Source organism: Leptospira stimsonii, assembly GCF_003545885.1.
Classification (GTDB): domain Bacteria; phylum Spirochaetota; class Leptospiria; order Leptospirales; family Leptospiraceae; genus Leptospira; species Leptospira stimsonii.
The window spans coordinates 124,420-150,444 of record NZ_QHCT01000003.1 but is presented as its reverse complement, the minus strand read 5'-3'; the positions used below and the strand labels follow the sequence as shown (position 1 = coordinate 150,444).

At 43.1% G+C, this 26,025-nt stretch carries 25 protein-coding genes; 14 read left to right on the top strand and 11 right to left on the bottom strand.

Translation table 11 applies throughout. From position 1 onward, the window contains the following. Window positions 1-171: 171 nt before the first annotated feature. Genes DLM75_RS11995 through DLM75_RS11985 form a run of 3 tightly spaced genes read left to right on the top strand, consistent with a single transcriptional unit; the run spans window position 172 to window position 3,045 of the window. The gene (locus DLM75_RS11995) at window positions 172-1,707 is read left to right on the top strand and encodes an aldo/keto reductase (protein WP_118968751.1); all 1,536 of its coding nucleotides are present in this window, start codon (window positions 172-174) and stop codon (window positions 1,705-1,707) included. Then, complete coding sequence (locus tag DLM75_RS11990; RefSeq protein WP_118968750.1) at window positions 1,697-2,167, top strand: DUF309 domain-containing protein; 471 nt, start codon at window positions 1,697-1,699, stop codon at window positions 2,165-2,167. Before DLM75_RS11995 ends, DLM75_RS11990 begins: the two co-directional genes overlap by 11 nt. Next, entirely contained in the window at window positions 2,164-3,045 is an 882-nt protein-coding gene (locus tag DLM75_RS11985) for an alpha/beta fold hydrolase (RefSeq protein WP_118968749.1), read from the top strand. The genes DLM75_RS11990 and DLM75_RS11985 overlap by 4 nt, the downstream gene beginning before the upstream one ends. Window positions 3,046-3,207: 162 nt before the next feature. On the opposite strand, the gene DLM75_RS24265 is transcribed toward DLM75_RS11985, so the two are convergent. Beyond that, window positions 3,208-3,345: a hypothetical protein gene (locus tag DLM75_RS24265; protein WP_158586469.1), complete on the bottom strand. Its 138-nt coding sequence runs from the start codon at window positions 3,343-3,345 to the stop codon at window positions 3,208-3,210. 21 nt (window positions 3,346-3,366) lie between these two features. Here DLM75_RS24265 and DLM75_RS11980 point away from each other — a divergent pair, with 21 nt between their 5' ends. From DLM75_RS11980 to DLM75_RS11970, 3 genes are all read left to right on the top strand, one after another. Beyond that, complete coding sequence (locus DLM75_RS11980; protein WP_118968748.1) at window positions 3,367-4,233, top strand: LA_0442/LA_0875 N-terminal domain-containing protein; 867 nt, start codon at window positions 3,367-3,369, stop codon at window positions 4,231-4,233. A gap of 12 nt (window positions 4,234-4,245) precedes the next feature. Then, window positions 4,246-5,562: an LIC11996 family lipoprotein gene (locus DLM75_RS11975; protein ID WP_118968747.1), complete on the top strand. Its 1,317-nt coding sequence runs from the start codon at window positions 4,246-4,248 to the stop codon at window positions 5,560-5,562. Window positions 5,563-5,647: 85 nt separating this feature from the next. Beyond that, entirely contained in the window at window positions 5,648-5,863 is a 216-nt protein-coding gene (locus DLM75_RS11970) for a hypothetical protein (protein ID WP_069607541.1), read from the top strand. 70 nt (window positions 5,864-5,933) lie between these two features. Here DLM75_RS11970 and DLM75_RS11965 read toward each other — a convergent pair whose 3' ends face one another. From DLM75_RS11965 to DLM75_RS11945, 4 genes are all read right to left on the bottom strand, one after another. After that, on the bottom strand, window positions 5,934-6,380 hold the full coding sequence (locus tag DLM75_RS11965; protein ID WP_118969162.1) for a PaaI family thioesterase: 447 nt from the start codon (window positions 6,378-6,380) through the stop codon (window positions 5,934-5,936). Window positions 6,381-7,425: 1,045 nt separating this feature from the next. Then, entirely contained in the window at window positions 7,426-7,731 is a 306-nt protein-coding gene (locus DLM75_RS11955) for a PilZ domain-containing protein (protein ID WP_118968745.1), read from the bottom strand. A gap of 135 nt (window positions 7,732-7,866) precedes the next feature. Next, window positions 7,867-9,090, bottom strand: coding sequence for a phosphoglycerate dehydrogenase (gene serA, locus DLM75_RS11950; RefSeq protein WP_118968744.1), 1,224 nt, complete (start codon window positions 9,088-9,090; stop codon window positions 7,867-7,869). Window positions 9,091-9,329: 239 nt separating this feature from the next. After that, on the bottom strand, window positions 9,330-9,554 hold the full coding sequence (locus tag DLM75_RS11945; protein ID WP_118968743.1) for a hypothetical protein: 225 nt from the start codon (window positions 9,552-9,554) through the stop codon (window positions 9,330-9,332). Between the two features lie 47 nt (window positions 9,555-9,601). On the opposite strand from DLM75_RS11945, the gene DLM75_RS11940 reads away from it, so the two are divergent. Then, on the top strand, window positions 9,602-10,138 hold the full coding sequence (locus tag DLM75_RS11940; protein ID WP_174715085.1) for a hypothetical protein: 537 nt from the start codon (window positions 9,602-9,604) through the stop codon (window positions 10,136-10,138). Window positions 10,139-10,338: 200 nt separating this feature from the next. Here the strand turns inward: DLM75_RS11940 and DLM75_RS11935 are convergent, their stop codons facing one another. Then, complete coding sequence (locus DLM75_RS11935) at window positions 10,339-14,013, bottom strand: tetratricopeptide repeat protein (RefSeq protein ID WP_118968741.1); 3,675 nt, start codon at window positions 14,011-14,013, stop codon at window positions 10,339-10,341. Window positions 14,014-14,370: 357 nt separating this feature from the next. On the opposite strand from DLM75_RS11935, the gene DLM75_RS11930 reads away from it, so the two are divergent. Both DLM75_RS11930 and DLM75_RS11925 read left to right on the top strand, forming a co-directional pair. Then, window positions 14,371-15,285 carry an early set domain-containing protein gene (locus DLM75_RS11930; protein ID WP_118969161.1) on the top strand — a complete coding sequence of 305 codons (915 nt, stop codon included), beginning with the start codon at window positions 14,371-14,373 and terminating at the stop codon, window positions 15,283-15,285. A 127-nt stretch (window positions 15,286-15,412) separates the two neighbouring features. Then, complete coding sequence (locus DLM75_RS11925) at window positions 15,413-16,162, top strand: hypothetical protein (protein ID WP_118968740.1); 750 nt, start codon at window positions 15,413-15,415, stop codon at window positions 16,160-16,162. Between the two features lie 354 nt (window positions 16,163-16,516). Here the strand turns inward: DLM75_RS11925 and trxB are convergent, their stop codons facing one another. Next, entirely contained in the window at window positions 16,517-17,464 is a 948-nt protein-coding gene (gene trxB, locus DLM75_RS11915; RefSeq protein WP_118968738.1) for a thioredoxin-disulfide reductase, read from the bottom strand. 193 nt (window positions 17,465-17,657) lie between these two features. On the opposite strand from trxB, the gene DLM75_RS11905 reads away from it, so the two are divergent. After that, complete coding sequence (locus DLM75_RS11905; RefSeq protein ID WP_118968736.1) at window positions 17,658-19,007, top strand: LA_2490 family SGNH/GDSL-type esterase; 1,350 nt, start codon at window positions 17,658-17,660, stop codon at window positions 19,005-19,007. Further along, window positions 18,997-20,433, top strand: coding sequence for an MBOAT family O-acyltransferase (locus DLM75_RS11900; protein ID WP_118968735.1), 1,437 nt, complete (start codon window positions 18,997-18,999; stop codon window positions 20,431-20,433). Before DLM75_RS11905 ends, DLM75_RS11900 begins: the two co-directional genes overlap by 11 nt. Window positions 20,434-20,552: 119 nt before the next feature. On the opposite strand, the gene DLM75_RS11895 is transcribed toward DLM75_RS11900, so the two are convergent. From DLM75_RS11895 to DLM75_RS11885, 3 genes are all read right to left on the bottom strand, one after another. Further along, window positions 20,553-21,092, bottom strand: a complete 540-nt coding sequence (locus DLM75_RS11895; protein WP_118968734.1) for a DUF1564 domain-containing protein — start codon at window positions 21,090-21,092, stop codon at window positions 20,553-20,555. A gap of 62 nt (window positions 21,093-21,154) precedes the next feature. Next, a complete protein-coding gene (locus tag DLM75_RS11890; protein WP_118968733.1) occupies window positions 21,155-22,177 on the bottom strand; it encodes an LA_2486 family SGNH/GDSL-type esterase in 1,023 nt (340 codons plus the stop codon). Next, complete coding sequence (locus DLM75_RS11885; RefSeq protein ID WP_429945462.1) at window positions 22,174-22,638, bottom strand: tetratricopeptide repeat protein; 465 nt, start codon at window positions 22,636-22,638, stop codon at window positions 22,174-22,176. The genes DLM75_RS11890 and DLM75_RS11885 overlap by 4 nt, the downstream gene beginning before the upstream one ends. A gap of 257 nt (window positions 22,639-22,895) precedes the next feature. On the opposite strand from DLM75_RS11885, the gene xerD reads away from it, so the two are divergent. The 3 genes from xerD (at window position 22,896) to DLM75_RS11870 (ending at window position 24,686) form a co-directional block, all read left to right on the top strand. Further along, window positions 22,896-23,792, top strand: a complete 897-nt coding sequence (gene xerD, locus DLM75_RS11880) for a site-specific tyrosine recombinase XerD (protein ID WP_118968732.1) — start codon at window positions 22,896-22,898, stop codon at window positions 23,790-23,792. Between the two features lie 64 nt (window positions 23,793-23,856). After that, complete coding sequence (locus tag DLM75_RS11875) at window positions 23,857-24,285, top strand: ATP-binding protein (protein WP_118968731.1); 429 nt, start codon at window positions 23,857-23,859, stop codon at window positions 24,283-24,285. Then, entirely contained in the window at window positions 24,282-24,686 is a 405-nt protein-coding gene (locus DLM75_RS11870) for an LA_2478/LA_2722/LA_4182 family protein (RefSeq protein ID WP_118968730.1), read from the top strand. Before DLM75_RS11875 ends, DLM75_RS11870 begins: the two co-directional genes overlap by 4 nt. A 590-nt stretch (window positions 24,687-25,276) precedes the next feature. Here DLM75_RS11870 and DLM75_RS11860 read toward each other — a convergent pair. Then, on the bottom strand, window positions 25,277-25,852 hold the full coding sequence (locus tag DLM75_RS11860; RefSeq protein WP_118968728.1) for a hypothetical protein: 576 nt from the start codon (window positions 25,850-25,852) through the stop codon (window positions 25,277-25,279). Between the last annotated feature and the right edge of the window lie 173 nt (window positions 25,853-26,025).

The following is a 26,025-nucleotide window of genomic DNA, read 5'->3' as shown; positions in this document are numbered from 1 at the left end:
AAAGCGAGTTAGGACGAAAAGCATTTTTATTTTGAAGTTAAAAAATTGATACTGGAACGGAATGTTATTAAGATCGTTTCTCAATTAGAATTCGAATAACGAACATTCGTTCTGAAATTTCGTTTTGTGCGATGCGTAACGAAAGGGGAACCGAAACAAACGGGGAAAAATATGAATCCATCCGATCCATTCCAAACTCTCTATCAAAAATCTGTTCGCAAAGGAAGTGCAACTCCCGAAGCGACGAAAGAATATTCCGAACGATCCCCGCTTCAAAAAAAATACAAGTCGGGTGAGAATCTTCTGAATCCCTATTTCACCTTTCGCGGAAGAACTCTCTCGAGAATCGCCTTCGGATGTTATCGTGTGGGACTTGAATCTCCCGAACATAAGAAGGCGCTCGAACTTTCTTTTCAAGAGGGTTTTAACGTCGTCGATACTTCATCCAATTATGGAAACGGCGAAAGCGAAAGTCTGCTCGGTCGCGTTCTCGGAGAAAAAATCGATCGGGGAGAATTGAAACGAGAAGAAGTTTTTATCGTAACAAAATCCGGTTATATCCAAGGGAGAAATCTACAGATCGTTTCCGAACTTGAAAAGAAGAATCAAGAATTTCCGGAAATCACGTATTACCAAGAAGGCTGTTATCACTGCATTCATCCCGCATTTTTGGAAGATCAGCTTATACGTTCCCTCAAACGACTCGGCTTGGAAACGGTGGATGTTTTTCTGCTTCACAATCCAGAGTATTTTCTTATGGATCGAGAAAAGCATAACGTTCCCAAAATAAAGGCCAAAGAAGAATATTATAAAAGAGTGAAGAACGCTTTTCTTTTCCTCGAAGAAAAAAGGAAGGAAGGGAAAATTCAATTCTATGGAATTTCCTCCAATACCTTTCCCGAAAATCCCGAGAAATATACGGCGACTTCCTTACTCAAAGTTTTGGAAATCGCAATAGAAGTGCAGACGGAACTTGGTTTAGAAGAATCCGGTTTTGCGGTCGTTCAGTTTCCGGCCAATCTTTTGGAAAGTGGATTCTTGGACCGGAAGTTCGAAGGAAAGTCATTGATCGATATCATAGAGGCGAATCAACTCCTTCCTTTAGTCAATCGACCGCTCAATGCGATCTCGAGTCAGGGGAGCATCTTTCGTCTTTCCTACGATCCGAAAGAAAGTCAGGACGAGGTCTTAAAGAATATAAAAAATAAATTGAATGATGTGTATTCTTGGGAGGAAGAATTCTTAAAACTACTTCCTCCCGGCTCCGATAAATATACCTTTCGAACCGTGACGGAACCGTACTTGGATCAATTTCAAAATCAGGATCATCTCTCGCAATTTTTGGAAAGAACGGTGATTCCCATCATGCAACAACTGATCGCTCAGATCGAAACGATTGCCGGAGGTCAAAAACAAACCGAATACATCGATAGACTGAACGACGCGCTTCCTCTTCTGGAACGTTATGTTCATTTTCACAATATTCAGAACTCGCATCTGCTCTATGAAAAAATCGTAAAGTTCTATCCTCAGTATAAGGGTTGGAATCTTTCCGGAACGGCTTTGCACTTGCTCCATTCTTCCTTGAAGGAAGGGGTCGTCCTTTTGGGGATGAGAAAAGAAAATTACGTTCGGGACGCGGAAGGTTCGTTTGACGGTCCGATGACGAAGATTCAGGAAAAGGATTGGAAGCAGTTTGAAATTTGACCCGGAAATCGTAGCCATTTTCGACGTGATCACCGAAACATCCGATCCTGAAAAAACAGTGGACTTCGCTTATCAAAATGGTGAAAGACTTTTCCGGGAAGGAAAATACTTCGAGGCACACGAGGTTTTCGAATTTCAATGGAAAAAGGATTTCGGACCGCGGAAACTATTTTTACAAGGAATCATACAGCTTTCCGTTTCCCTACATAAGATTTTTGTCAAACCGAACGGACGCGGCGCCAGAATGCAAGCCGAAAAAGCGAAGGAGAAGTTGGAAACGATTTTACGTTCTCCCGTGTTAAGCGAAGTGGGCAGACGAGAAACGTTAGACTTGCTTTCCTCTTTGGATAAAATTTTGAATCTTTTCGACGGAGACGAACTTTTGGTAGAAAAAGTTTCTACTTTCAGTATTCCAAGCCTTCCCAAAGACTGGCGAGAATTATTTAGGGTGCATCCATGAGCGAAATCGAAAGCGGATTTTTTCAATCAGGTGGTTACAATCTCTCTTATAAAATTCATAAGAACGGAAAAGAAAACGCGCTCCTTCTATTTCACGGATTTCAAGACGCGTCGGACACTTTTCTCTATCAATTTCCATTCTTATCGCAACATTTCGATATATATCGTTTTGATTATAGAGGTCACGGTGATTCCGATTGGCTTCGGGAAGGAAACTATCATTTTATCCAGACCCTCGTTGACGTAAAAACGTTTATCTCTTCTTTTCTCCCGGAAAAGTTTCATATTTTAGGACATTCGATGGGCGGGGGAATCGGAGCGCGTTTTGCCGGAATTTATCCGGAAAGAATCAAAAGTCTTGTTTGTCTCGAAGGATTCATGTCCCTTCAATCGCCTGAATTCGAAAAAAAAAGACTAAAAGCTTGGTTGGATACGATTGAAAACAACGAAGTTGGGACGAAGGATAGAAAGAATAAAACGTTTTCGAGCATAGACGAGGTCGCGTCCCGACTCAAGCCCGTATATCCGAAACTGGATTCTTCCAAGATTCGTGATCTTGCGGAGTATCTTACAAAAAAGACGGATCATGGCTATCAATGGAAAAACGATCCCTTATACAAACGCGGGTTTCCTTTTGTGTTCTCTCCTTTTTTGACTCGTCATCTTTGGGAATCGATCGATTCGCCGACTTTGATCATTTACGGAAAGGAAACTCATCTGATGCCGGAAAACAGGGAAGAAATCCTTTCTCACTTTAAACATCTGGAATATATCGAGATGGAAAACGCGGGTCATAACATGCATCACGATCAACCGGAATTATTGGTGGAATTGTTAAGCGCATTCTATAAAAAACACGATCTGATTTCCAATCCTTAATCGGTTTCGATCCAATTCTCATCATTCCAAAAAACGAAACACTCGAACCCACGTTCGTTACTATTAGTAGAGTTAGTATTTCCGAAGAAGATCTTGTTTCTTGCGCCCAAAAAGCTCAAATTACGATTCGTTTAATTTTCAACGGAATTGTATCTTCACTCTTCAGGTTGCTCTTACTTTGATCACTGCGTTTTTTCCGGGTCGACGCAGGATCCTTTGGAAGAATTCTAAAAAGTTATTGATAGCAAACATCAAAATCGTATATGATTTCAAGGATTGAAATTTAGTCGGTGAAATCATATTTTTTTTCCTTTAATAAAAATGGAGATCCTTTTGAAACAAACAAGATACTTCTCTTTTCTTCTGATCGTTTTGTTTTTCTTTTCTCAATCGATTTGGAGTGCGCAGACAATTCTCCTAAAAAATGGAACATCACTCAAAGGGGACGTGACGGGGCAAAACGAAAAGAATATTACGGTTCGCCTAACGGACGGTTCCGTAAAAACCATTTCGAAAAAGACGATTTTGAAAGTGGTGTATCGGGACGTGAATGAAGAAGAAGCAACGCGGATCCGTCAAGAAGAGGAAAAAAAATTGAAGGAGGCAAAATCCGCCGATGAAAAAAAACAAATCGAAGACGAAGCGATCGTGGCGAAGCCGGACTTCAAAGGGCCTCGATCCGGGGATCGAAATCGTTGGAATCTTGTTTGGCGATCGGCCGTATTGCCCGGCTGGGGACACTACAAAGCCGAAAGAAAGAACACTGCCTATGTTTACGGGGCTCTTTTTTGGACGGGATTTGTCGCCACCTATGTTGCCGCTCAGAAAGTAACGCAAACCAAGGCGGATTATGATCAGGCTAGTTTGAACGCGCAGGTTTTCGGTGGAAATAGTCCTCTTTTGGCAGGTCAGATTCTTACAAATGGAAAGAGGGATGATTATAAAAAGGCAATAGATGATTATCAAAAAATCTCCACTGCGACTGTCATTCTTTATCTGATCCAACTCGGTCACGTTTATTATACGGGAATTTCCTGGGAAGATGAGGATGTGGCTTTGACTCCGCAAGGAACGATCCTTAAGAAAGGCTTGCAGATGGATTCCATGAGAGAGTTTCCTTCCTCGCAGATCGGTGCCAACTCGAGCCTTGGCTGGAGAGCAGAGGCTAAATACAATTGGTTTTTTTAATAGGGTAAAGTTATGCAACGGTTCATTTTGATTTTATTAATCCTCCTCCAATCCCAGTGTTATAAGTTTGAAGAAAACGCTTTGGATCCGAACGGAACGATAGGTATCATTCGTACGTTACTGGGCGTAAACTTGTTCGGTTACACCGACTTTATGTTAAACAAATACCAGGCCTTCCAAAGGGCGGATATCGATACTTACATTTCATATTCCCGAAGAACATTCGACGGAACCGATGATCCGAGAAATCGAGTCGATCTTTTCATCGCTCGAGAAAATTCGACGGCTGTGATTCCGACCAATGTGCCTATGGTCGGCGATCAACTCGCGAATCTGATCGGATATGGATATATTCCGGGAAATTTGAGTAATAAATATATGTTCTTTTTTGAAGTTTTAAATACGCTCACGTCGCCGGACTATTATTATTGGGTCGGTTCCACCTTGCCGTCCGCAGGTTCTCGCATGACTTTTACCAAATTTTCGCCCGTTATACCCGGGGAGATGATCGTGGGAATCGGAAGTTATAACGTCGGCGCCGCGGAAAAAATCGTTTTTTGCGAACAGCCGATCAGCGCGAGCTCGACGACCTGTTACAACATGGACAGCGATTTTTCGAATCGACTCACGATCTCAGCTCCGATCAATACGAAATGTTCTTTCGTTGTTCGAAACGGAAGTTCGGGAAATTGTCTGGATTCGATTACCGCCTCTAACTTTAACTTCAATTCAACAAGTGGGACCGTCGCCGCGTTTGGAGCCCTTCCTGTCTCCTTGGTTTCCAACTATCAGGGGGCTCCGTTTAATACGTTCTTAGGGAATCTTAATTTTTACTTCGAACCCGATCTCACTCTCTCGCATTACGTAGAACATACGAACGATTCGGTGCGAATCACCTCAACTCCCGGAGATATCACTTCGTTCGGAGCTTTAACTTCTCCCGGAACTTCCAATCAACAGGTATTGAGCGCTCCCGGCATTCGGGATACGGATGTGATTTATGCCGTACGCGGAAACAATGGATCTTACCTTTCTTTCATCGCGACGGACAGTTCCGGAATCAATAAGCATTTCCTATACAGAACGACGGACTTCGGAGTCAATTGGGTTCAGATAAATCAAAGTAATTTCCCTATTCGAGAAGCGTTCTATCCTCAAGACACCGGTCCGAGCAATACGGCGGCATTCGCGCATTTCGTGACGATGGCGAACGGAGAGAAACTTCATACGTTTAATAACGTGGAAGGGGATACGATGCGTCATTACGTTTCCACAGATTTCGGAACGAGTTGGACGCTCCTGGAAACGATTTTTCCAAGTGCGGAATAAAAAAATTCTGTCTCTTTGATAAAAAAAGCTTGTACTTTCCGCCCAGTCCTAGAACATCCTTTCAACAATTTTTAAGGAAGTTTCCATGCAAGAGCAAGCGGCAAAGTTTAAGAGTCAGTTAGAAAGATACATCAACTATCGCGGGATCGATATCGTCCTGCATCTAAAAGACGGGTCTCGCGTGGAATTGGATCGAAATCGTAAATTGGTCGGAGAGCAGATCGTTTATTTTCCTACAAAAAATCTAACGAGCGCCGTGGAGCTCGCGAGTATTAGCAGAGCAGAATTTTTTGTAGCTTAGAATATCATAAAATTCTAAATCGTTGAAAAACTGGAGGTGATTCAAAAGCCTCCCTCGTATACTATCTCTGTCAAAACGGAATGGACGAATCGTTTTCGAACTTTACGACCCAAATCGAAAAAAGTTCGGCAACTAAGTCTCCGTCTTGATCTATGGATCGAGAGATCAAACGGACCGTTGCCCGTTTTTGTTCGGTGATTTCGCTGTAGATGCGAATTTTTCCGGAAGTTACACTCTTTCGATATTTAATTTCTGCCGTACCGGTCGCCATAAATTTACACTTTCTTCCGGACGATTTGATCCAACCGGCCATCGCCGCACCTGCTGAACTATCCATCGCGGCAAAAAGAGCGGCTCCGTGTACGATATGGACAGGATTGTGAAATGTCTCATCCACTTCGATTTCGTATTCGCTTTTTCCTGGACTCGCTTGAAACGCTTTATAACCGAGTTTTCGAGAAAATCGATCCTGACTCTGAAAATAAGGAATAAAATCCGGAGAGTTTACGTCCGGCATGGATTGAAAAGGGTTCATGTTAGTTGTTAACGTATCGAAGAATCAAAGTTTTGTCAATGCGGACTGGCAAAATCAGTCCATTGATTCAGTTTTTATAATTTTGATATCAAATTAATAAATCCAAGAGAGAAGTCAAAGGAAAGAGTCTATTCAATGTTAGGTGGTATATTCGAATCGACTTTTATGGATTTTCTAAATGTTCTTTTTTCTTTAAGAATTTGGTTTTATAAAAGAGTCACATGGAGCCAGAGAACTTCTTTGACAGGACCTGTGGAATGTTTGTTTAGGGAAAGGTTCAAATCAATGATTCGAAGTGAAGGATTGATTTCCCAGTTTGCTCCGAATCGTAGGATTGGTTATTTTTCAATACGGATTACGAAAAACGTATTGTTTTGAAATATATTCAAAAAATATAATGTACAATCAATAGATAGAAGATTTCGAATTGGGATCTCGTCCCGGGAATGAAAGAATCGTATTGATCGAAAGAAGGAGATCACGACGATTCCAGTCTAAAGGAAGAATAGATTGTCGTTCCGCAATTCGCTGATTCCAGCTCAACAGAATCTACAAAGGAAAAATGAATTGTCGTTCCGCAATTCGCCGATTCCAGCTCAACAGAATCTACAAAGGAAAAACGGATTTTCGATTTGCAGTTCGATGATTCCAGCTCAACGGAATCTACAAAGGAACAATGAATTGTCGATTTGCGATTCGATGATTCACATTCATAGGAAGACCGGATTTGAGAAGGGACGTGATCCAATGTTCTTATGGGATGAAAAAAGAATCGGTCGGTAGGAACTCTTACAAAAAGTAGAATCGGAAGAAAAGAAAGTACGATACGAAAAAATCGAATCTCGGATTTCTGAAAAAGAGATTTATGATTTTAGGTGAGATGGATTCCAATCGGAAGCGCTCCATCCAAGGTCGTTTCAAATGAACCATCCTTCGCGACGAATTCTCTTTGGAAATCAATCAAGAACCGTCAATTCAGAACCGGAACGCTTTCTTTGTCAAAAGGATTCGTTCTTTGATACTTCCATTAGGAAAGATCTCGAATCAAATCCTCGATTTCTTGAACCTTATTAAAATCTCTTTCCGTATAATTTAAATAGAGATCGTATTCCGAACCCGAGATTTTTTCGCAACGGATGACCTTGACTGGAATCTGAATCGCGCCGGAAAGACTGATCGTTCCTAACTTGAGCTCTAAAATCGTACCCGGTTCGACGGGAGAATCGGTTCTATGGAGCAGACCTTTCAGAATATTCTCAGCGAGCCGAAGACTCTGATCGGGCAGTTCGCTCAGATAAACGGTGATTGTGTTGGGAATTCTGTTATAGTGCATAGCACAATCATAGAGAATTCCCACTTATGAAATCAAGTAAAATTCAAAAAATTCTTTCTTAAGAACTATGAATTTTATATTACATTTCCATTATATTTCCTTTTTGGCAAATTGCTTTTACGTAAGGCAGTTTGTTCAATAAAGAATCCGAGTTTTGATCGAAAAAGGGTGTTTTTCGATTTTTTCTTTGAGTTCGTCTCCGACGCTTTTATCGATTACCATAGAAAGATATCCGATTTCCGCACTGGTACCTAAGTGCTGAGAGCTGATATTGGCGCCGATTTCGGAAACCATGGAGTTGATATCCTTTAAAAAGCCAGGCTGGTTTTTGTGAACGTTTAAGATTCTATACTGACCGGAAGGGAGAGGCGTAATTTCAAGATTGGGAAAATTTACGGAGAATGTCGTAGATCCGTTGTTTACGAATTTTACGAGTTTACTTGCCACTTCGGATCCGATATTTCTTTGTGCTTCTTCTGTGCTTCCTCCGATATGCGGTGTTAAGATCACGTTCGGCAAATTTTGCATCGGTGTTAGGAATGGATCGTTGTTGGATTCGGGTTCTTCCGGGAAAACGTCGATTCCCGCTCCTGCGATATGCCCGACTTTGATCGCTTCTGCGAGGGCTTCCAGGTCGACAACTTTTCCTCGAGAAAGGTTGATCATGTAGGCGCCTTTCTTCGTGATTTCGATTTCCTTTTTTCCGTAGAGATTGGTCGTCTCTTTTGTTTCGGGGACATGAAAGGAAATAAAGTCGGAGTCTCTCAGAAGTTCCTGATAACTTGTAGCGGGCATCGCGTTTCCGAGAGGAAGAACCGTCTGAATGTCGAAGTAGATCACTTTCATTCCCATCGCTTCCGCAAGAACGGAAACCTGGCTTCCGATATGTCCGTAACCTACGATTCCTAAGGTTTTGCCCCGAACTTCGAAACAATTTTTTGAGATCTTATTCCAGATCCCGGAATGCGTGTTGCGAATATGGTCAGGAACTCTTCTTGCGAGCATGATCACTTCCGAGATCACGAGTTCCGCTACGGATCTCGTGTTGGAATACGGTGCGTTAAAAACTGGAATTCCTTTTTTTTCCGCTCCGTTCAGGTCGACCTGATTGGTTCCGATACAAAAACAGCCGATCGTAAGAAGACGTTTCGCTTTTTCAAGAACCGGGGCAGTCACATTGGTCTTACTTCGAATTCCGAGGACGTGGATGTTTTCGATTTCATTTAAGAGTTCTTTTTCCGAGTAGGCCGCCGGGAGAAGACGGACGTTGAAGCCGTCATTTTTGAACATATTGAAAGCGTCCTGGTGGACGTTTTCGAGAAGAAGGACGTTGATCTTATCTTTTGGAAATGAAATCATAAGTACCTACCAGGGTTTCAAGGGTGCGCTTCTCTGAAAATTGAATTTTTCCTCACCCGAGTTGGGAAAATATTTTTGGGTTTCGCGCTCTTCTGGCGAACAGCACGTAGTCTACAAGGGAAAACCCTCTTTTCAATTTCGAAGAATCCAGTCGATTTTTTTCGTAAGAGTTCCTACCTTTGAGTCTATTTCCGCGGAAAAGTAGAATCGGATCATCAAGAAACGCTGGCGAGGTTTTTCTAGGATTTCACCCAACCGTCCAAGAACACGGGACCTTCGCGACCGAGAATGGGAAAACGAAGAAAGTTCCTACGCAGACGAAAGGTTTTTTCCGTTGTGTCGACAAATTCAGATTCCATCCAACGCAAACGATTTAGAGGCGCGTTTGAGTTGGATTGGGGTTCGTGCGTTCCAAAGGGTTTGAGAGATCCGGACTTTAGAATTCGTTCGGAATTTTCTTTCAAAACACGGCTCTTGGTAAAAACTGGGGAAAAATTCCTCGGGGGTCCATTTGAAGACTCAAATTTCTTCTCTCATTTTCTGCGCCGCTTTGTTAACCGGAATTTCCTGCTCTTCGACCTCCGTAATCCAAACGCCGGAGCCTTCCTTAGAGCAAGTTCTCTTTCATTCCGCTCCTCTTTGTCCGGGAATTCATCTCATTTGCTCTCAAGGTGATACCAAGTCGATGAACTTCCGAGGCGTTTATAAGAATGCAGGCGGGGAGAAATCTATCTTCCTCGATTATTATCTCAGTTCGTTTGAGGTCAGCTTCCCAATCGGAGTTTCCCTAAAATTGGACGGGGTCTGGTACAATCTGAGAAAGGTCGGTACCGATTATTCCGATTCTATGAGAATTTCTTCTGCGATTCCGACGGACGTTGCGGATCGGATCTTCCAAGCAAAGGAAATTACCTTTAGCTTTTCCTCGCGAGAGAAGACGAGCAATCAACTTTTTTCTCCGGGCGATACGATTCGTTTTCAAACCCTTCTCAAAAATCTTCGCGAAAAATTGGATATTCAGTCAAAGTTGAATATTCTCAATCCTTAATGGACTTTTTAGGAGATTTACGCCGAAATCCGAATTTACATCGGCACCACCATAGATTTTTAAGAGGTCGAAGAATCGCGAACGGAAGGTTTCCGGTCTAAAAGGAGAACCGAATTCTTATCTGGATCCAAAAGATCGAAAGAAGAATTTAAATTCACCTCGAAACGGGAGCCGTGTTCGGTTTACTGCGCGCTTTTACTTTATTCTCGGACTAGTTTTTTAACGCTATCCAGCGTGGGAGAAAGCCAGTCTTCGAGAAGAGGGTCTTGTCCGATGGCTTCCTTTTTGAACATAAGATCTTTATTGGACATCGCGATTTCGGAAACCTCGTTGATCTTTCTTGCGGTTTCAATCGCTTTCCAATAATGTTTTAGTGCTTCGGCAGTGTTTCCTTGTTTTTCATATACGGCGCCTATGTTGTTATAAGCGGCCACGAGGGTTTGATACACTTCTTGGTGATACGGATCATCCGGTTTCGGAAGTCCCATGTTCAGAAGTTTCTCTTCCATGTCGTCTTGGACCTTGAGATAATTCCCGAGGCTTGCTTTGTATTGACCGGTATAATAAAATGCGTTCGCCTTTCCCATCAGAAGTGTGGAATGATTGTATTCGTCTTCGTCCTCAAAGCCGGACCATTCGTTTAACGAAGCCGCGAAATCCCCGCTCATATAATCCACCCAACCTTTGAAATAACGAAGTTCTCTTTGGATTCCGGCAGGAAGAGGGGTTCTCCATCTACGAATGAGTGTGAATTCGTTTTCATCCGTCTGAACGGATTCCGCTTTGGAAAACCCTTCCAAAGAATTCTTGAGTTCCATCGATCTTGTTTTCGCAACCGAATCCATTGCCGTTCTCGCACGGAAAGGATAGATCTTTCTTCCCGGGAATTCGGTGATCTTATCTTTTTCGGTGATTCCCGCGGCTGAGAGATATTGGATTCTCGCCTTATCGAAATAGATTCTTCCGGCATTTCCTTGGATCAAGGTTTCGTCTTCTTCTCTCGCGCCGTAACCTTGTTTGTAGTTTTCAAAACGTTGGATCGCTTCGTTTAACAATTTGTCAGCTTCTCCAAAGTTCGCGAGTCGGATCGCGTTCTCGGCGAGTTCCGTCGCGGCCAAATAATGCGCGGGATCCAAGGTCGCGGCCTTTTCAAAAAATCTTCTGGCTTGGATCGATTCCTTGATGGAGGCGAAATATCTTCCTCTTTGATAATAACCTTCGGCGTAGTCCGCTCCATCTCTTTCGACTCCCGTTATGGAATCCTCTTCGGTTTTGTGATAGATCAGATCGAGAATTTCGAGCGCGTTGTCGTTGACTTCCATTCCGGAAACCTGATCGACCGGATTGATATTATAACGAATTCTTAATTCTTTCTTGTTCAAATCCGTATAAAAAGAAGCGAGTTTGGAAAGTACGTAGAGAGAGAGCTTTTTTTCGATGTCCAAGTTGTTTTTGATCTGTCTGTGATGGTTGATCACAAACTGAGGATTTCCGTCTTCCTTCCACATCTCGATGTAAGTCGAGAGTAGGCCGCCTTGACCGACCGGACTCGAAGGATCGATTTCCACGATCTTATTGTAGAAAGAGGCGGCTTTTCCAAACTCCCTTCGATTGTAATAGATCTTTGCGATTCCCGCGGTGGATTCTTCGTCGTAGGGTTCGTTTCCGTCGGTGTAGACTTGTTTGTAAAAATTGATCGCGAGCTGGTCGTTTTTATATCTTCCACCGCCTAATGACGATTCGGTGAAAGAGGGCATGATGGAAGAATGGAATCTTCCCAAATTCTTATAAGTCATGTTGTCGTGGGTTTGTTTTTCCAGGCGCATCACGATATAGGCACCCGCTTTCTGAATCTTTCTCTGGATCCCATCCTGAGCGATGAGAATCATTCGATTCTCGTTTCCACTTTTTCCTGCGATCGGAAGTTTCGCGTTGTCCCAAACTTGACCTTTGGCGAGGGTGATGATGGGAACTTTTTCCCTTTTGTCCCAGGCGTTCGATAAAGGTTCTTCTCCGCCAGCGCCGAAGTCCGGACTGACTTTCCCGAAGAGTTTTTCGAAACCACGATCGTATTCTTCGATTCGTGTGTATTCTACACCATAAAGATTGAGATATTTGAGATGATTGGGAAGAATATTCTCCCCCTTTGCAAAGGCTTCTTCAGCTTCGAAGAATTTTTTCTTACGCACTTCGCTACTCTTCGGATAAGAACCCGCTTCTCGAATGAGAGTCAGTCCTTGTTCGTAATACTGAGCGGCCTGGTTCGGGATGATAAAATTTCGGTAGAGGAAGGTTCCGCCAACGATCAAAAAGATCGTCGCCGCGATTCCGAAGACCGTTCTTCGAATCGCTTTCTTTTGTCTCTGCAATCCTTCTTTTGTATAAAGAGGATCTGTGGAGATGATCGGAACCCCGTCTTTGGAAAATCCACTTCCTCTTTGCGATAAGGAGATCGTTTCCCCCAAAACACCGGACAGGAAGTCGGCGATTTCCTCGGGAGAACTTTCGATCTTAATGAGTTCTAAGAGACCTTTTTGATCTCGCGGAGTCATTCGATCCTGAACGATCGCGTCGATTACCGCACGACGAAGGACCGGAGGATAACGGAGAATTTCTTTTTGAATGATTGCGAGTTCTTCGTCTTTGAGTCCTTTATCGATTGCCTCTTTTTCTTCGCTCGCAAGTCCTTGGAGATCGGCTTCGAGTCCGAAAGAACTGCCCGGGTCATAATCATCTCCACCGGAATCACTGTCCAAATCGGGACTAAAGGAATCAAAGGATGCGTCGGCTCCACCTGGGATGTCGGATAACGTATCTTCTTCCGTCGAGGGAACAAAATCCGCAAATGGATCTTCCGATGCAGTTGCGGAAGAAGTTAGGTCGGAGAAGGGGTCTTGACCCGGCGAACCTAGATCGCCAAAATCGGCGAAAGGATCCGTTTCTGCGGAGGAAGGACCGGCGTCCGATGGTTGGCTAAAAAAGTCGTCGTCTCCCCCCGCTGGCTCCGGAGAGGAAGACATAAAATCATCAAAGGAATCTCCGGCTCCGGTAGTCGGTTCGGAAGAAGACAATCCGAAATCGTCTCCTATATCCGGAGTTTCCGTTCCACCGCCAAGATCCGCGAACGGATCTGCATCCGCTCCGGAATCCGGAGTCGATGTGAAAGAATCCATTCCTGCAAACGGATCCGAGTCGTCGGAAGAAGTAGGCGTTTCAAAATCGCTTCCGCCAAACGGATCGGAATCGGGTGTTTCCGTTCCACTCCCAAGATCCGCAAAAGGATCTGCTTCCGAACTTGCTTCCCCACCGGTCATCTCATCCAATCCGGCGAACGGATCCGAAGGTTCATTCGAAGAGGGAGTTTCCTCTCCTAAACCAAAGTCGTCGCCTGCGGATGTAGGAGTTTCCGGAGGAAGTCCGAAGTCCGCAAATGGGTCCGTTTCCTCGGAACTCGGAGTTGGGGCAGGCTCAGAATCCATCCCAAAATCGGAAAACGGATCGGCGTCTCCGGCATCGGCAGGGGTGGAATCAAAATCGTCATCGGAAGGAGTGGATTGAGAAGGTTCTGCTAAGAGTTCGTCTAAATCGATATCATCATCGTCGAGAATTTTGGATTTGGGTCTTTCGAGAGGGGGGGGAGCTTCGCCGTCATCATCTCCCTCGTCCAAGTCGTCCGGTTCCGTAGTAGAATCGGGCGTTTCTTCTTCCTCTTCCTCAGAGGAAACGGGACTTCCATATCCCATCTTTTCGCGAAAGACGGAGAGCATAGGATTGAGCTCTTCCGAAATATCCGGATTCTTGGAAAGAGGTTGGAGAATAGAACGAACCTGTTCTAATTCTGCTTCCTTAAGTGGGGTAGAATTCGCCTCTGCCATGATATCCTGCTAAATACTATCGGAATCCTTGGAAATTCTCCAATGAAAAAACTCCTTTCCGGGTCAGGGAAAATCGCAAAGGAAGGGAGTTCAGTGAATCCGAATTCTCACGTTCTCTTTCTTTTGGACGAAGAATTCTTTTGCCCTCGGGAAGGGGTTCCGTTTCAGTCGATCCGAAAGACATTTTCTGTTAGAGCTCCTACAAAAATCGGATCCTCCTCAAAGAAGCAAAGCCCGTGGACGCAAGGTCAAATCCGATTCTTCCGTTGGAATTGGGTTTTCAGAGTAGCGTCTCCGACTTATGTCCGATTTCACACGACATTCTTCTCTTTGGAAGCGAATTTCCGGATTTGCCTTATGCTTTTCGGGAAACCGATCGAATCTTTATTCAGAATGAAATCGTTTCCTAAGACAAAAATTTTTCTCCTCGCTCTACTACTTACCATCACCGTTGCAATCGGCGCGGACGACGCCGGAAATTGGATCGGATCCTTTTCTTCGGAGGACTACGAAGACTTTGTCGAACCCGTGGAAAAAGAAAAGATCTACTATTACTGGCAGATGGAAAAACTGAAAAGACCGGTCGCACCGAGATACATTCGTTATATTGATTCTTCTCTTTCTCTCGAAACGGGAAGACTTCTCAATCGAGGAATTCTTTTTACTTTTGAGGGAATCGAAAACGAAGATGTTTCCGTCTGCGGAAATTTTTCTCTTTGGAGATGTCTTCCTCTCAAAAAGAACGATCACGGAATTTTTTATACGGTCTACGATCCTGAAAGCAAAGATACGATTCGAGAAGAACTCAAAATTTTAGAATACAAATTCAGAGTGGACGGTCTTTTTACGCATGATCCGTCTAACCCCGATTCGACGGAAGACGGAGACGGTTCTTTGGTTTCCAGACTCATCGCAGTTCCGTCCGGACCGGATAAACACGTTACCACTCGAATCTTAGAAGATTCTCCTTATGAAGAATTGGAATTCAGAACCGTCGAATTTCGAATCTACGCACCCGAGGCGGAGATGATCGCGCTCGTAGGAGATTTCAATCACTGGGATCCGGAACAGGATATTCTCAAAAAAGAAAGAGACGGAGTTTTTACGCTCATCAAAAAAATGAAATCCGGAAATTACCTTTATAACTTCGTTCGGGACGGAAAGATGATTTTGGATACGTTCAACCAGAACACTCGTCTCAGAGTGGACACGGGAGAAATATCTTCTTATCTAATCGTTCCGGAACGAACATACGCCCTCGAAGCAAAATGATTTCTTGACCTATTTCGCGATCCATAGAGAGCGAAATGCGCCAAAGATGCAGAGCGTAATCTTTGATTGTTCCGATATGATTTCTTTTTTTCATTGACCTCGTCTTTTCCTGAGCTTTTTTCTACTCATGGAAAAAATCCGGTTGGGTGTGTATGCGTTTGGAATCATAGTAGTCGGGATTCTCGTCTTTACACTCTCAAAGAGCTGGTTTATTTTAGACCGAGGAGTGGAATTGGTGGAACCAGGTTCTACGAAAGAAGAACCTCTGACTCCAACGGAGCGAAGCACCGATCTCCTCAATCACTCGGTCGTTCTCTGGGATCGATTTTTATTTTATCCGTTCGAACTTTCTCGAGAAACAATCGCGGGTCCTAGAAAAACTCTCAACCACGCACGCAATCTAACCGTCGTCGATTTGGAATCCGGGAAACCGAGAAAGTTATTCAACCGGAACGTCTATATCTGGGATTATTTCACCGGAACGGATAAAGAAAAAGAACTCGTAGCGGGAGAAACGACGGAAGAATCGGAGTTGGATTCCGTTATGGCGTTCGGAATTTCCACCGGTAAAAATCTGATTCTCATCGGAATGACGGAAGACACGAATAAGGACGGATTCTTAAATCAAAGGGATCGAAAACAGGTCTTTATCTACAATCCCAACGGCGCGACTCTCGTAGGGGTTCTTCCTCGAAAATATTCTTTGCAGAAAATTCTTCCTTCTTCGGGCAAGGAAAGGCTTGTGATGATCGTTGCCTTGGAAGAGGAAAAAGAAGAGACAAAGAAGAAAAAAGCACCCGCTTCAAAACTTCCCGAAACCACATTCTATATTTATGATATTCGAAACGGAAGAGGGATTCTTGTGGAGAATCCTTGACGCGAACGAGAAGGATTCTCGCGTTATTCATTGAAGACGGATCGATTGTAGCGGAAGCGATTTTCTTGAATGAGAAAAGGTTGCTTCGAAACGAAAATTCCTCGAGCAGACAATCTTTCTTCTTTTTTCGGACTCCATCGGTTGAGCAAATCAAAATTCCCGCTGTAAGGGATTTTCTAAGGTGATCGTTTCTGGATCGGAATCGATCGATTCTCAGACAAAAAAGTATATTCAAAAAATAGAATTCTTTTCGGTTCGGAACGGACAAGAATACAAAAGAATCCCGAAACCAAAACGGAGCTGATGTGAAGATCCACTCCGTTTCGAGTTATCGATGACGTTGCAGAGAGAAGATTATTCTTCTCTGGACTCCAACCAACGTTCTGCGTCGAGCGCGGCCATACAGCCGGAGCCGGCCGCGGAAACGGCTTGACGATAGACTTTGTCTTGAACGTCGCCTGCGGCGAAAACTCCTTCAATGCTCGTTTTGGTCGTTCCAGGAATCGTTTTGATATAACCGCTTTCGTCTAGATCTAAGATCCCTTCAAAGACGTCCGTATTCGGTTTGTGTCCGATCGCGTAAAAAAGACCACCGACCGCGAGTTCCTTTTTTTGTCCGTTTACGGTATCTTGCAAAGTAAGAGAGGTTAGATTCTTACCATCTCCTTTTGCCTCTTCGACTTGAGAATTCCAGAGGATCTCGATCTTCGGATGAGTAGTCGCTCTTTTTTGCATGATCTTTGAAGCACGTAAGGAATCCCTTCTGTGAACTAGGTAGACCTTAGAAGCGAACTTTGTGAGGTGAGACGCTTCTTCCACTGCGGAATCTCCACCGCCAACGACGACGAGTTCTTTGTTTCGATAAATGGGAAGTGCGCCGTCGCAGACGGCGCACGCAGAGATTCCACGTTGCCAGTAAGTATCTTCCCCGGTCACGTGCATTCTTTTGGCGGTCGCTCCCGTCGCAATGATGACTGCCTCTGCCTCTATGAGTTCGTCGTCCGACCAGAGTTTGAAAGGACGAGCAGAGAAATCCACCTTCGTGATCGTTTGAGTGAAAATTTTTGTACCGTACTTCACGGATTGTTCACGGAAGAGTTGGGTCAATTTGGTACCGTCGATTCCTTCCGGAAATCCCGGGAAATTTTCGACTTCCGTTGTCGTTGTGAGCTGTCCTCCGGCGGCGATTCCTCCAGCCATAAAACCTTCGTACATAACAGGGTTTAAGTTTGCTCTTGCCGCGTAGATGGCGGCTGTGTGACCTGCGGGTCCGGAACCAATGATGACAATTTTGTGGGCCATGATTTCCTCGAATTAGAATGATTCTAAATTTGATCTATTTTTAGACTCCCATGTTGTAAAGTAGATCCTCTTTTTGACAGAGAATTTTCGGCTTTTTTGTGTTCGGAGGAACATTTCGTTCCTTTTGAAGAAGTGGAGAAAAGGGAGAATTCGCTTGCCAGTGAGCCCTATTATTTCAACCTTTCCTCTATCCATGAAAGGATTCTTCTCCTTGGCAGGACGCGTCCTTGCCTTCTTTGTCATCATCTTTTTAGGAACCGAGATTCTTCTCAACGTTCTCCAAGCACCTTCTCTTCAATACTATCGAGATCAAAAAGTTTTACACCGTTACAATCCAATCTACTACGTGGATCTTGCTCCAAATCGGGATATTTACATTCGTCATTTTGCAGGAAAGTGGGAAGGAAGATTTCGAACCAATTCTTTGGGAATGAGAGGTTTGGAAGAACCCGACCCTGAAAAGCCGAAACTCGCTTGTCTCGGAGACAGTCTCGTGATGGGATTCGGCGTCGGAGACGAAGATACATTTTGTAATCAGTTGAACGGAATCGAACTCAAAGGCGGCGCCAGACAAACCATGAACTTAGCGGTGGATGCTTATGGTTCTTTAGGAGCGCTTCGAAGATTGAAAGACATGGCTCCGAAACTCAAGAATCTCAAAGAGGTGCTTTTTTTTGTTTCCGCGAATGATTTTACAATTCCGGAAGAATTAAGAAACAAAGGAATGCTTTCCGACGACGAAGTCGATGAGATTCGTGATCAAGATCCTTCCTTCAATCGAAACTTTCAGATTCAGTTCGAACTTTCTCGGGCATCTTACACCTTACAAGCGTTAAAGCTCGCACTCGAACAGCTCAAGGTTCAATACGCATTTACTTCTTCTAAACTCAGATCGGAATGGAATTCCACCGGTCTTTCGCCCGGTTCCACTTCGGATCAAACGCTGTCGCGTTATATGAAAGATTCTTTTTTTAGAACTCCTCCGAAGGAAGATTGTGGATCCGATTCTTCCTCGAAAAGATTAGAAAAGAAGAATGTGGTAGTTACAATTCCTACGCCGGAAACGACGTCGAAGGAAGAATACAAGAAACAATTCTGTCCGGAGCCGATTCCGGATTATTTTACCTGTCAGGATCGGGAACCTTCTTTAGATTCTTTGCAGGAACTTCCAAAGATTACACGGAAAGCCTATGATGAAATGGTGGAATACACTCGTTCACAGGGAATTCGTCTTGTTGTAGTTTTGATGCCGATTCAAGTCGAAGAGATTTTTTGCAGAAATCGGGGAAAGTATCATCCCCTAGAAAATTACGCGCTTCGTGCGGCATCCTATTTTGAAAAGAAGGGAATTCCAACTCTCAAACTGCGAAAAGAGACTTCTGAGATGTGCGGAGAAGTGATTTATACTCCGAGAGGAAAAAAATTCTCAGGGATCAGGGATTATTTCATCCCTGAAGACGGACATCTTACCGTTCCTGGAAACAATTGGGCAAAAAGAGCGGTTGTAAAACAACTCAAGGAACTAGAAAAGAATGCTCTTTAATTCTGTTCAATATCTTATCTTTGCTCCCGTTGTCATTCTCGTCTACTTCTGGCTTCCGGCCAGATTTCAGAGATTTTGGCTTTTGGTCGCAAGTTTGTATTTTTATGCGATCTTTAAAATTCCATTCATTCTACTTTTAATATATTCGATTGTTCTAACTTACTTTTCCGTAAAAGGAATGGAATCCACCAGTTCCAGGTTCTGGAAATTAACGTACTTGAATATCGCTGTTTGGGGAAATCTATCCCTTTTGTATGTCTTCAAGTATATGGATTTTTCTTTGCAAGCATGGAACGTTTTTACGAAATCGGCTCCTTGCGATCCGATGTATGTTTCTCTCACGGGTGCGATGCTTCCGATGGGAATATCGTTTTTTACCCTCCAGGCGATTTCTTACGCGGTCGACGTGTATCGGGGAACCGTTCCGCAGGCGAGAAGTCTTTTTCAGTTCGCGCTCTTTCTTTCCTTCTTTCCACAATTGGTGGCAGGTCCTATCATTCGGGCGCAGGATATGCTCCATCAGTTTTTGGAGAATTATACCTATAGAAAAGAAAATCTCCTTCCCGGAGTTAGACAACTAGCCTGGGGACTTTTTAAAAAGACATTCGTCGCGGATCCGATCTCTTTGACTGTCGATCCCGTATTTACCAATCCGGGGGCTTATGATTCTTTTTCCTTGCTCATCACTTCTTTCTTGTTCTCTTTTCAGATTTATTGCGATTTCTCCGGATATTCGGATGTGGCGATCGGCACGGGAAGGATTATGGGATATAGAATCCCGGAAAACTTTACGAGACCATTTCTTTCTCAGACTGTAACGGAGTTCTGGAGAAGATGGCATATTTCCTTTTCATCTTGGCTTCGGGATTATATTTATATCTCTCTCGGTGGAAACCGAGTGAGCGTTATTCGCGCCTATTTCAACGTCTTTATCACGACCTTTGTGAGCGGACTCTGGCACGGGGCCGATTGGAACTTTATCATCTGGGGAGCCTGTCACGCGAGTGTGATGGTTTTCGAAAGATTTATTTTTTCGTTTTCGATTCTCAAGAGAGGCTGGGATAAGATTCCGGAATGGATCAAGTATGCGTATCCGTTCTTTGTGTTTTCCTTTTCGATGTTTTTCTTTCGAGCAAAAGCTTCGCCAGATTATGGATACGAGACGAGTTTGGATCTTGCGTTCGCAATTGTGAAACGAAGTTTTTCCTTTGAGAGCGGTCAGAGTTTAAGAATCCCGATTGCCGTTTTGCTCGCTGTTTTTGTGTTATTCGGTTCGGATTTTTTGCAAGAGAAGAGACAAGCCTGGATGGAGAAGATTCAGGATGAACCTTGGGTTGTTTATCCTCTTGCTGGAATGATGGTTGTAGTCGGCTTTATTTTATATAGTGTAACGGTAAGCCAGCCGTTTCTTTACTTTCAATTCTAACTCTATCTTGCCGTTTTATCCGAAAAAAATTAAAAAAAGATGAATTTGGGCATACGTCTCCTTTTTTTTGGCGTTGAGAATTCGATGGAGAAGGACGGGAAGTATTTTGCGACCGGACTTTAGGAAGGAAACCAGTCTCGATAATCCAGAACGTAAAAAGCATCCTCCGGAGCACATTTGAGGGAACGTGAAATCTTATTATTCAGAAGATCGAGGTGGAGGATATAACTGTAATTCCGATGAAACGTAGGACCTCCCTCATTCATCGTTCTCACGATAGAATCTCCGACTTCCACGCGATCCAACCACAGCATATAGTTAAAAAGAAAACAACGAGACACTCCGTGTGCATGTGCAAGCGCTCCCAACAAGGCCCAACTACCCGTGCTCACCCGGACGTTCATTCGTTTCATTTTTTTCGGACCCGCACCATTCTGGTATAAAATGGTGCCGGCATTCCTTCCCAATCTTGAACTCGCGGTCAATAATTTCGCATAACGTCTCAAAAGATCCGGTAATCTTTTGGGAAGAATCCGCCTTTCTGGTTCCGAATAAAGAGATAAGGTCGAATCCGGTATCAAGAGAGTTGCAACGTTCATTCGGTCTTCTTGAAGAATGGATTCGAGAGAATGATCCGTTTTGATTAATAACACGCCCATACCGAGAACGGTTCCTGGGCGGAGGCTCAAGAGAGAATTTTTCGAAAAAAAAGAAAAAACTTTTATTCGATTTCTTCTAAGATTCTCTTTGTAATCAGCTCCGCCGCGATCGCGTTCGGATGCCCATCATTCTTTAAATAAAAGTCCGTCTTCTTCTCGTTGTATTGTTTTAAAAAATCGGGTCTTGTGTCCAAAACGGGAATCCCATCCTTTTTTGCGATCTCGGCAACTTGATCCAAAAGAGGGGTGGAGGGAAGAGGTGTGAGCGAATGAGTCCCATTCGGATACAATAAAACCGTGAGAGCAATTTTTTCCTTTTTACAAGCCTCGAAAAACTTTTTCATTTCCTGAAACGAAGGATGGTCATTTGGATAATCGGAGAGAGTTTCCGGAATGAGTTCCGGACCAAGTGCGCGTAACTTCTCGAGTCTCCTGTTCTCGCTTTGGATTTTAGAATAGTTGTAGATAGCGCTGTATCTCGATAAGAAGACAGAACCTCTGAAAAACATTCTTCCCGTAAGGGAATTGCGAAGATAGAATTCTCGATGAACGTCCTGCAAATCGGAAGGATGGTAGATCCAAAAGGCCGCTTTTGGACGATGACAGCCTTTTTCAAAGGACGTGTCTTCGCAACCCAAAGTCCTCTCCATTCTTCTTTGAATTCCTCCGGTTCCTAGAGAATCGACGCCTAAATTTCGGACCTGAATCCCCTTGGATTTCAAAGCCTCCTGTAATTTCCAGGCAATCGTCTCTTCATCGTTTTGACCGAAGCCGTAAGCAATGGAGTCGCCCATCAGCCAGATTTCTGGCTTGTTTTTGGGAATTGATTTTTCTTCAGAGACGATTCTTTCTCCGATTTCATTCACACGAACTCGAAAGGTAAAACCCGCAGGGTGGGGAAGAATCGTGTCCGAATCTCTACAGAGAAGAATCTCCGGAATTTCCAATTCTTCGATACAATGGACTTGTTTATCTCTGAGTCTGTAGATCAATCCTCCAGGAGGAAATAATCTCAAAAGAATTTCGCCTAACAATACCAAGACGACCAGAAGAAAAATTGTTTTGAAATACGGAAAGGATTTCATGGAGTTGGAGTCGTATAAACAGAAAGTTCACATTTTAAAAACATTCTTCTTGCAGGCGGGAGAAGAGCAGGAATAGCGCTGTTACGAAAACGGTTAAACTCCGAAAGATTTTTCCGTTTCTCCAAAAGACAATCTTTCAGAAAAACCGCGTAACTTTCCATATCCTTGTCTTTCGCTTTCGAAAATTTTTCTAAAATTCTCTTCACCTTATCCTTATCTTTTTCTTGTAAATGGATTTCTAAAAGATAGAGTAAGAGGGAAGAATCTCCCGGTAGAACGGCCTCGGCTTTTTCCAAATAGAATGCCGCCGAATTGAGTGCGAGGCCGCTGTCAGCGAGAATCATTCCGAGAGTGCGGTTGGCTTCAAGATGACTCGGATTTTTTTTAAGAACGAGTTCATACAAACGCATCGCCTCAGCTGTATTCCCTTTCGAAAGCGAATCTCTTGCGTCCCAGATCATATCCTCGCTGGAGGAGCAGAAAAGAAAGGAGCAAATGAAAAAAGAGAACGAAACGTATCGGATATTTAGTCTCATAAATACAGAAGTTTTTACTCTCACATACAGAAAAAAAGGAAGTTTTAGACCGGTTTTGTCCGGGGTTTCGTTTAGAATTTTCCAATAAACCCTTAAGGCAACATAAAAAAGTTTAATTCTCCTGAGAGGAAACGTCCGAAGGATTTAGTACTTGTTAAACATTTCAGACGGGACTAAAAACAGTGACATCTTCACATAACAACCTACTTCAAAATTTCCAGGAATATCTCTCCGTAGAAAAAGGATTAAGCGACAACTCGATCTACTCCTATGGTTACGATTTGAATAAGTTTAAGAACTTTCTGGAAAAGGAACATATTGATTTCCTTGAAGTTCAGGCGAATGACATCATGCGGTTTTTAAACGAGGAAAAGGATCGAAAGATCAGTTCCAAGACGATCGCAAGAGAAGTGGTTGCGATCCGACAGTTTTACAAGTTCTTAAAGGACGAAAAAAAACTCGATACCAACCCGACTGAAAAAATCGAAACTCCCGAAGTGATGCGAAGTATTCCTGATTATCTGACTCAGGAAGAAATCGAAGAGCTTTTTGCTACGATCCGGGAAGACAATCTCTACGAACTTAGAGACAAGTGCATTTTCGAATTACTCTATTCTTCCGGTCTTCGAATTTCGGAAGCTTGCAATTTGAAACTTACGGATATGGATCTTGAAGGAATGACCCTCACAGTGGAAGGGAAGGGCGGTCGCCAAAGGCTCGTTCCCTTCGGTGAAAAATCCTTGGACATCCTGAATCGTTATCTAAAACAAAGCCGTCCTTTTATCTTAAAGGCAAGAAACTGCGAATACCTATTCGTCTCCAAGAAGGGTTCGTATATCAATCGTAAGTCGGTTTGGAGACTTCTCAATCACTACATCAAACGTACAACGATCGCGAAAAAAGTAACTCCTCATACACTGAGACACTCTTTTGCGACACACCTTTTGGAGAATCACGCAGACCTCAAATCCGTTCAGGAACTCTTGGGTCACATCGATATATCTACCACTCAGATTTACACGCATATGGCAAATAAGACTCTGAAAGAAGTTCATAAAAAATTCCATCCAAGAGGATAATGGTCGAGGTTCCGGTTTATAAAAATCGGAACCAATTCTTCTTTTTTGTTGAAATCAAATCTAAATGGACTCGGGTAAAAAAAAAGAATTTGAGAATCTGTTTCGACTTCAGATTCCCTCTCATCCCCGCTATCTTTCCATTATACGAAGTTTAGTTTATAATCTTGCTTTTGAGAACGGCTTTACGGCGAGCGACTCGGCGGATCTAAAACTTGCAGTCGGCGAATGTCTCTTGAATGTCATCAAACATTCCTACGGCGGAAAAAAAAATCTTCCCATCTTTTTAGAAATCGGTCTCTTCGACAATCGAATGGAAATTCGAATTCGCGACTTCGGGAGTCAGAAAAATCTTTCCGAAATCAGAGGTTATGAACCCAATGATTATCGGGAGGAAGGAATCGGTCTTTATCTCGTAAAAAAACTTACGGATCATTTTTATCTCGACCAATCCCTACCTGAGGGAAACCGACTGATTCTTACAAAACTAAAATGAAATCATTACGTGCGAAAAATTTAATCCTCTTTCTTTTTCTATTCTTCCTTTTTTTTACATGTAGAAAAGGGCCTTCCATTTCCAAAGGAGAGGTTCAAAAGCTAAGCAAGGATTACTTCACACGTCTTTGCACAAAAACGGCGGAATGTGCGAGTCGTTATCTCGAAACTCTACCTGCTTCCGAAAAGACTTCAGAGAATTCTGCTTACTCCGTCGATCAGTGTATGGAAGAACAAAAAGACCAGAACATTCTTCCGGACGAATACGCGAAGGTAACAGACGCACAAATTGCCAAGGTGAAAGTGTGCATGGAAGACCTCCTCAAGGTTCCTTGCGAAGAGATGGAAGGAGGCGGAATCCCTTCCTGCCAAGAGCTCTTTCAATCCTCTAAAGACGAATAACGTTTTCACCAAAATAAGGAATCATACACGGCGTTCTTTTGATCCAAAAGACTCAAATTGAAACCGCAGAATCCGTACCTCACTGCGGAAGAATGGAGGAGTTCGATTCAGAAAGGAAAATTTTACTCCATTCCTTAAGGAAGGTATTTTAACTCATCCCGCTGCAAATGGAATTTCTTCCATTCTCATTCGAAAAATGAAGCCAAAAGAAATTGGTTCGAACAGGATTTCAATTTTAAGATCCATCTGGAATTGCACAAACGGGAAAAAATTCAGAAAAACGTTTGTGAAAAATTCGGAGTACTACGATATCCGAGGGAACTGTATTCCTCAAATTTGGTCGTCGCGAGTACATTAGGAAATTTGAAACCGATCTACAAAAACAGTACGATCAAAATAGAACTGACTCAATCCAAACGGATTTACCGCATCTCCTACCGGCTCACGCAAACGTAAGTTGGGATTATCCAAATCGTTTATTCGCAGGAAGAGCGATCCAATCATTTCAAGGATTCAGACAAAATTGCAAGGGGGGAATGAGCTGATCCGTGCGCTTCGCAATCCGGCAATGCACGCATTGGGTCGATCCATTATAGAGAAATTTCTTTTCGATTCTTCCATTCTTGAACGATCCAAAACAAAAGCGTTCCCAAACCGAGGGAGAGAAAAAAATACAATTCGAAAAGAAGGCTTTTTTGTTCTGCCGGGGTTTTAAAAATTTTCGGGAGGAAGGTCATCACAAAAATTATCCAAATATACAGAGTATAAATGCGTCTTGTCCAGCGACTGGGGTGCAATTTTTGCAGAAAGGAATTTTCATACCAAGGAGAAAGAAAGATAAAAAGATAAGCTAACATTCCAGGAAGCAAACGACCAACGGCCGGAATTTTGCCGGAAAGATATAAATAGGCAAAAACAAAACTCAGGTGGATTCCGTGCACGATTGCAAAGGCGGAATAGGGTTTGTTTGAAAGTATCTTTTCGATTTTTTTGGGATGGTTTTCCGAAATCATCAAAATCAAAAACGTGAGATACGAAAATCTACCCGAATAACGAACAAACACCTTAAAACTTTCTAAATTGACTTCACCAAACTGAAAGTAGGTGAGATGGGCAAGAAAAATTTCTACGCCGATTGCCAAAAATAAAAATTGGATTAGATTCATCCTCTTCCTCTATCTTTTTCTCTGTTTCTTTTCGCATGGATCAAACTGATTTTCATCCTCTTCTATTTCCGATTTTTCCCATTCCTTTTTTTGAAGATTCTTCTTTGAGGAATAAACGACAAAGATATTGTCATTCATTCTCTGAAAAAAACTCCCATTGAAAACGATTTCTG

Excerpts from the sequence above, each read along its gene's own strand:
- trxB (WP_118968738.1), bottom strand. The coding sequence starts at position 17,464 with ATGGCCCACAAAATTGTCATCATTGGTTCCGGACCCGCAGGTCACACA.
- DLM75_RS11860 (WP_118968728.1), bottom strand. The coding sequence starts at position 25,852 with ATGAATCTAATCCAATTTTTATTTTTGGCAATCGGCGTAGAAATTTTT.
- DLM75_RS11895 (WP_118968734.1), bottom strand. The coding sequence starts at position 21,092 with ATGGGCGTGTTATTAATCAAAACGGATCATTCTCTCGAATCCATTCTT.
- DLM75_RS11925 (WP_118968740.1), top strand. The coding sequence starts at position 15,413 with ATGGAAAAAATCCGGTTGGGTGTGTATGCGTTTGGAATCATAGTAGTC.
- DLM75_RS11885 (WP_429945462.1), bottom strand. The coding sequence starts at position 22,638 with ATGATCTGGGACGCAAGAGATTCGCTTTCGAAAGGGAATACAGCTGAG.
- DLM75_RS24265 (WP_158586469.1), bottom strand. The coding sequence starts at position 3,345 with ATGATTTCACCGACTAAATTTCAATCCTTGAAATCATATACGATTTTG.
- DLM75_RS11955 (WP_118968745.1), bottom strand. The coding sequence starts at position 7,731 with ATGCACTATAACAGAATTCCCAACACAATCACCGTTTATCTGAGCGAA.
- DLM75_RS11995 (WP_118968751.1), top strand. The coding sequence starts at position 172 with ATGAATCCATCCGATCCATTCCAAACTCTCTATCAAAAATCTGTTCGC.
- DLM75_RS11875 (WP_118968731.1), top strand. The coding sequence starts at position 23,857 with ATGGACTCGGGTAAAAAAAAAGAATTTGAGAATCTGTTTCGACTTCAG.
- DLM75_RS11905 (WP_118968736.1), top strand. The coding sequence starts at position 17,658 with ATGAAAGGATTCTTCTCCTTGGCAGGACGCGTCCTTGCCTTCTTTGTC.
- DLM75_RS11985 (WP_118968749.1), top strand. The coding sequence starts at position 2,164 with ATGAGCGAAATCGAAAGCGGATTTTTTCAATCAGGTGGTTACAATCTC.
- DLM75_RS11935 (WP_118968741.1), bottom strand. The coding sequence starts at position 14,013 with ATGGCAGAGGCGAATTCTACCCCACTTAAGGAAGCAGAATTAGAACAG.
- DLM75_RS11870 (WP_118968730.1), top strand. The coding sequence starts at position 24,282 with ATGAAATCATTACGTGCGAAAAATTTAATCCTCTTTCTTTTTCTATTC.
- serA (WP_118968744.1), bottom strand. The coding sequence starts at position 9,090 with ATGATTTCATTTCCAAAAGATAAGATCAACGTCCTTCTTCTCGAAAAC.
- DLM75_RS11970 (WP_069607541.1), top strand. The coding sequence starts at position 5,648 with ATGCAAGAGCAAGCGGCAAAGTTTAAGAGTCAGTTAGAAAGATACATC.
- DLM75_RS11980 (WP_118968748.1), top strand. The coding sequence starts at position 3,367 with ATGGAGATCCTTTTGAAACAAACAAGATACTTCTCTTTTCTTCTGATC.
- DLM75_RS11975 (WP_118968747.1), top strand. The coding sequence starts at position 4,246 with ATGCAACGGTTCATTTTGATTTTATTAATCCTCCTCCAATCCCAGTGT.
- DLM75_RS11900 (WP_118968735.1), top strand. The coding sequence starts at position 18,997 with ATGCTCTTTAATTCTGTTCAATATCTTATCTTTGCTCCCGTTGTCATT.
- DLM75_RS11965 (WP_118969162.1), bottom strand. The coding sequence starts at position 6,380 with ATGCCGGACGTAAACTCTCCGGATTTTATTCCTTATTTTCAGAGTCAG.
- DLM75_RS11890 (WP_118968733.1), bottom strand. The coding sequence starts at position 22,177 with ATGAAATCCTTTCCGTATTTCAAAACAATTTTTCTTCTGGTCGTCTTG.
- DLM75_RS11930 (WP_118969161.1), top strand. The coding sequence starts at position 14,371 with ATGCTTTTCGGGAAACCGATCGAATCTTTATTCAGAATGAAATCGTTT.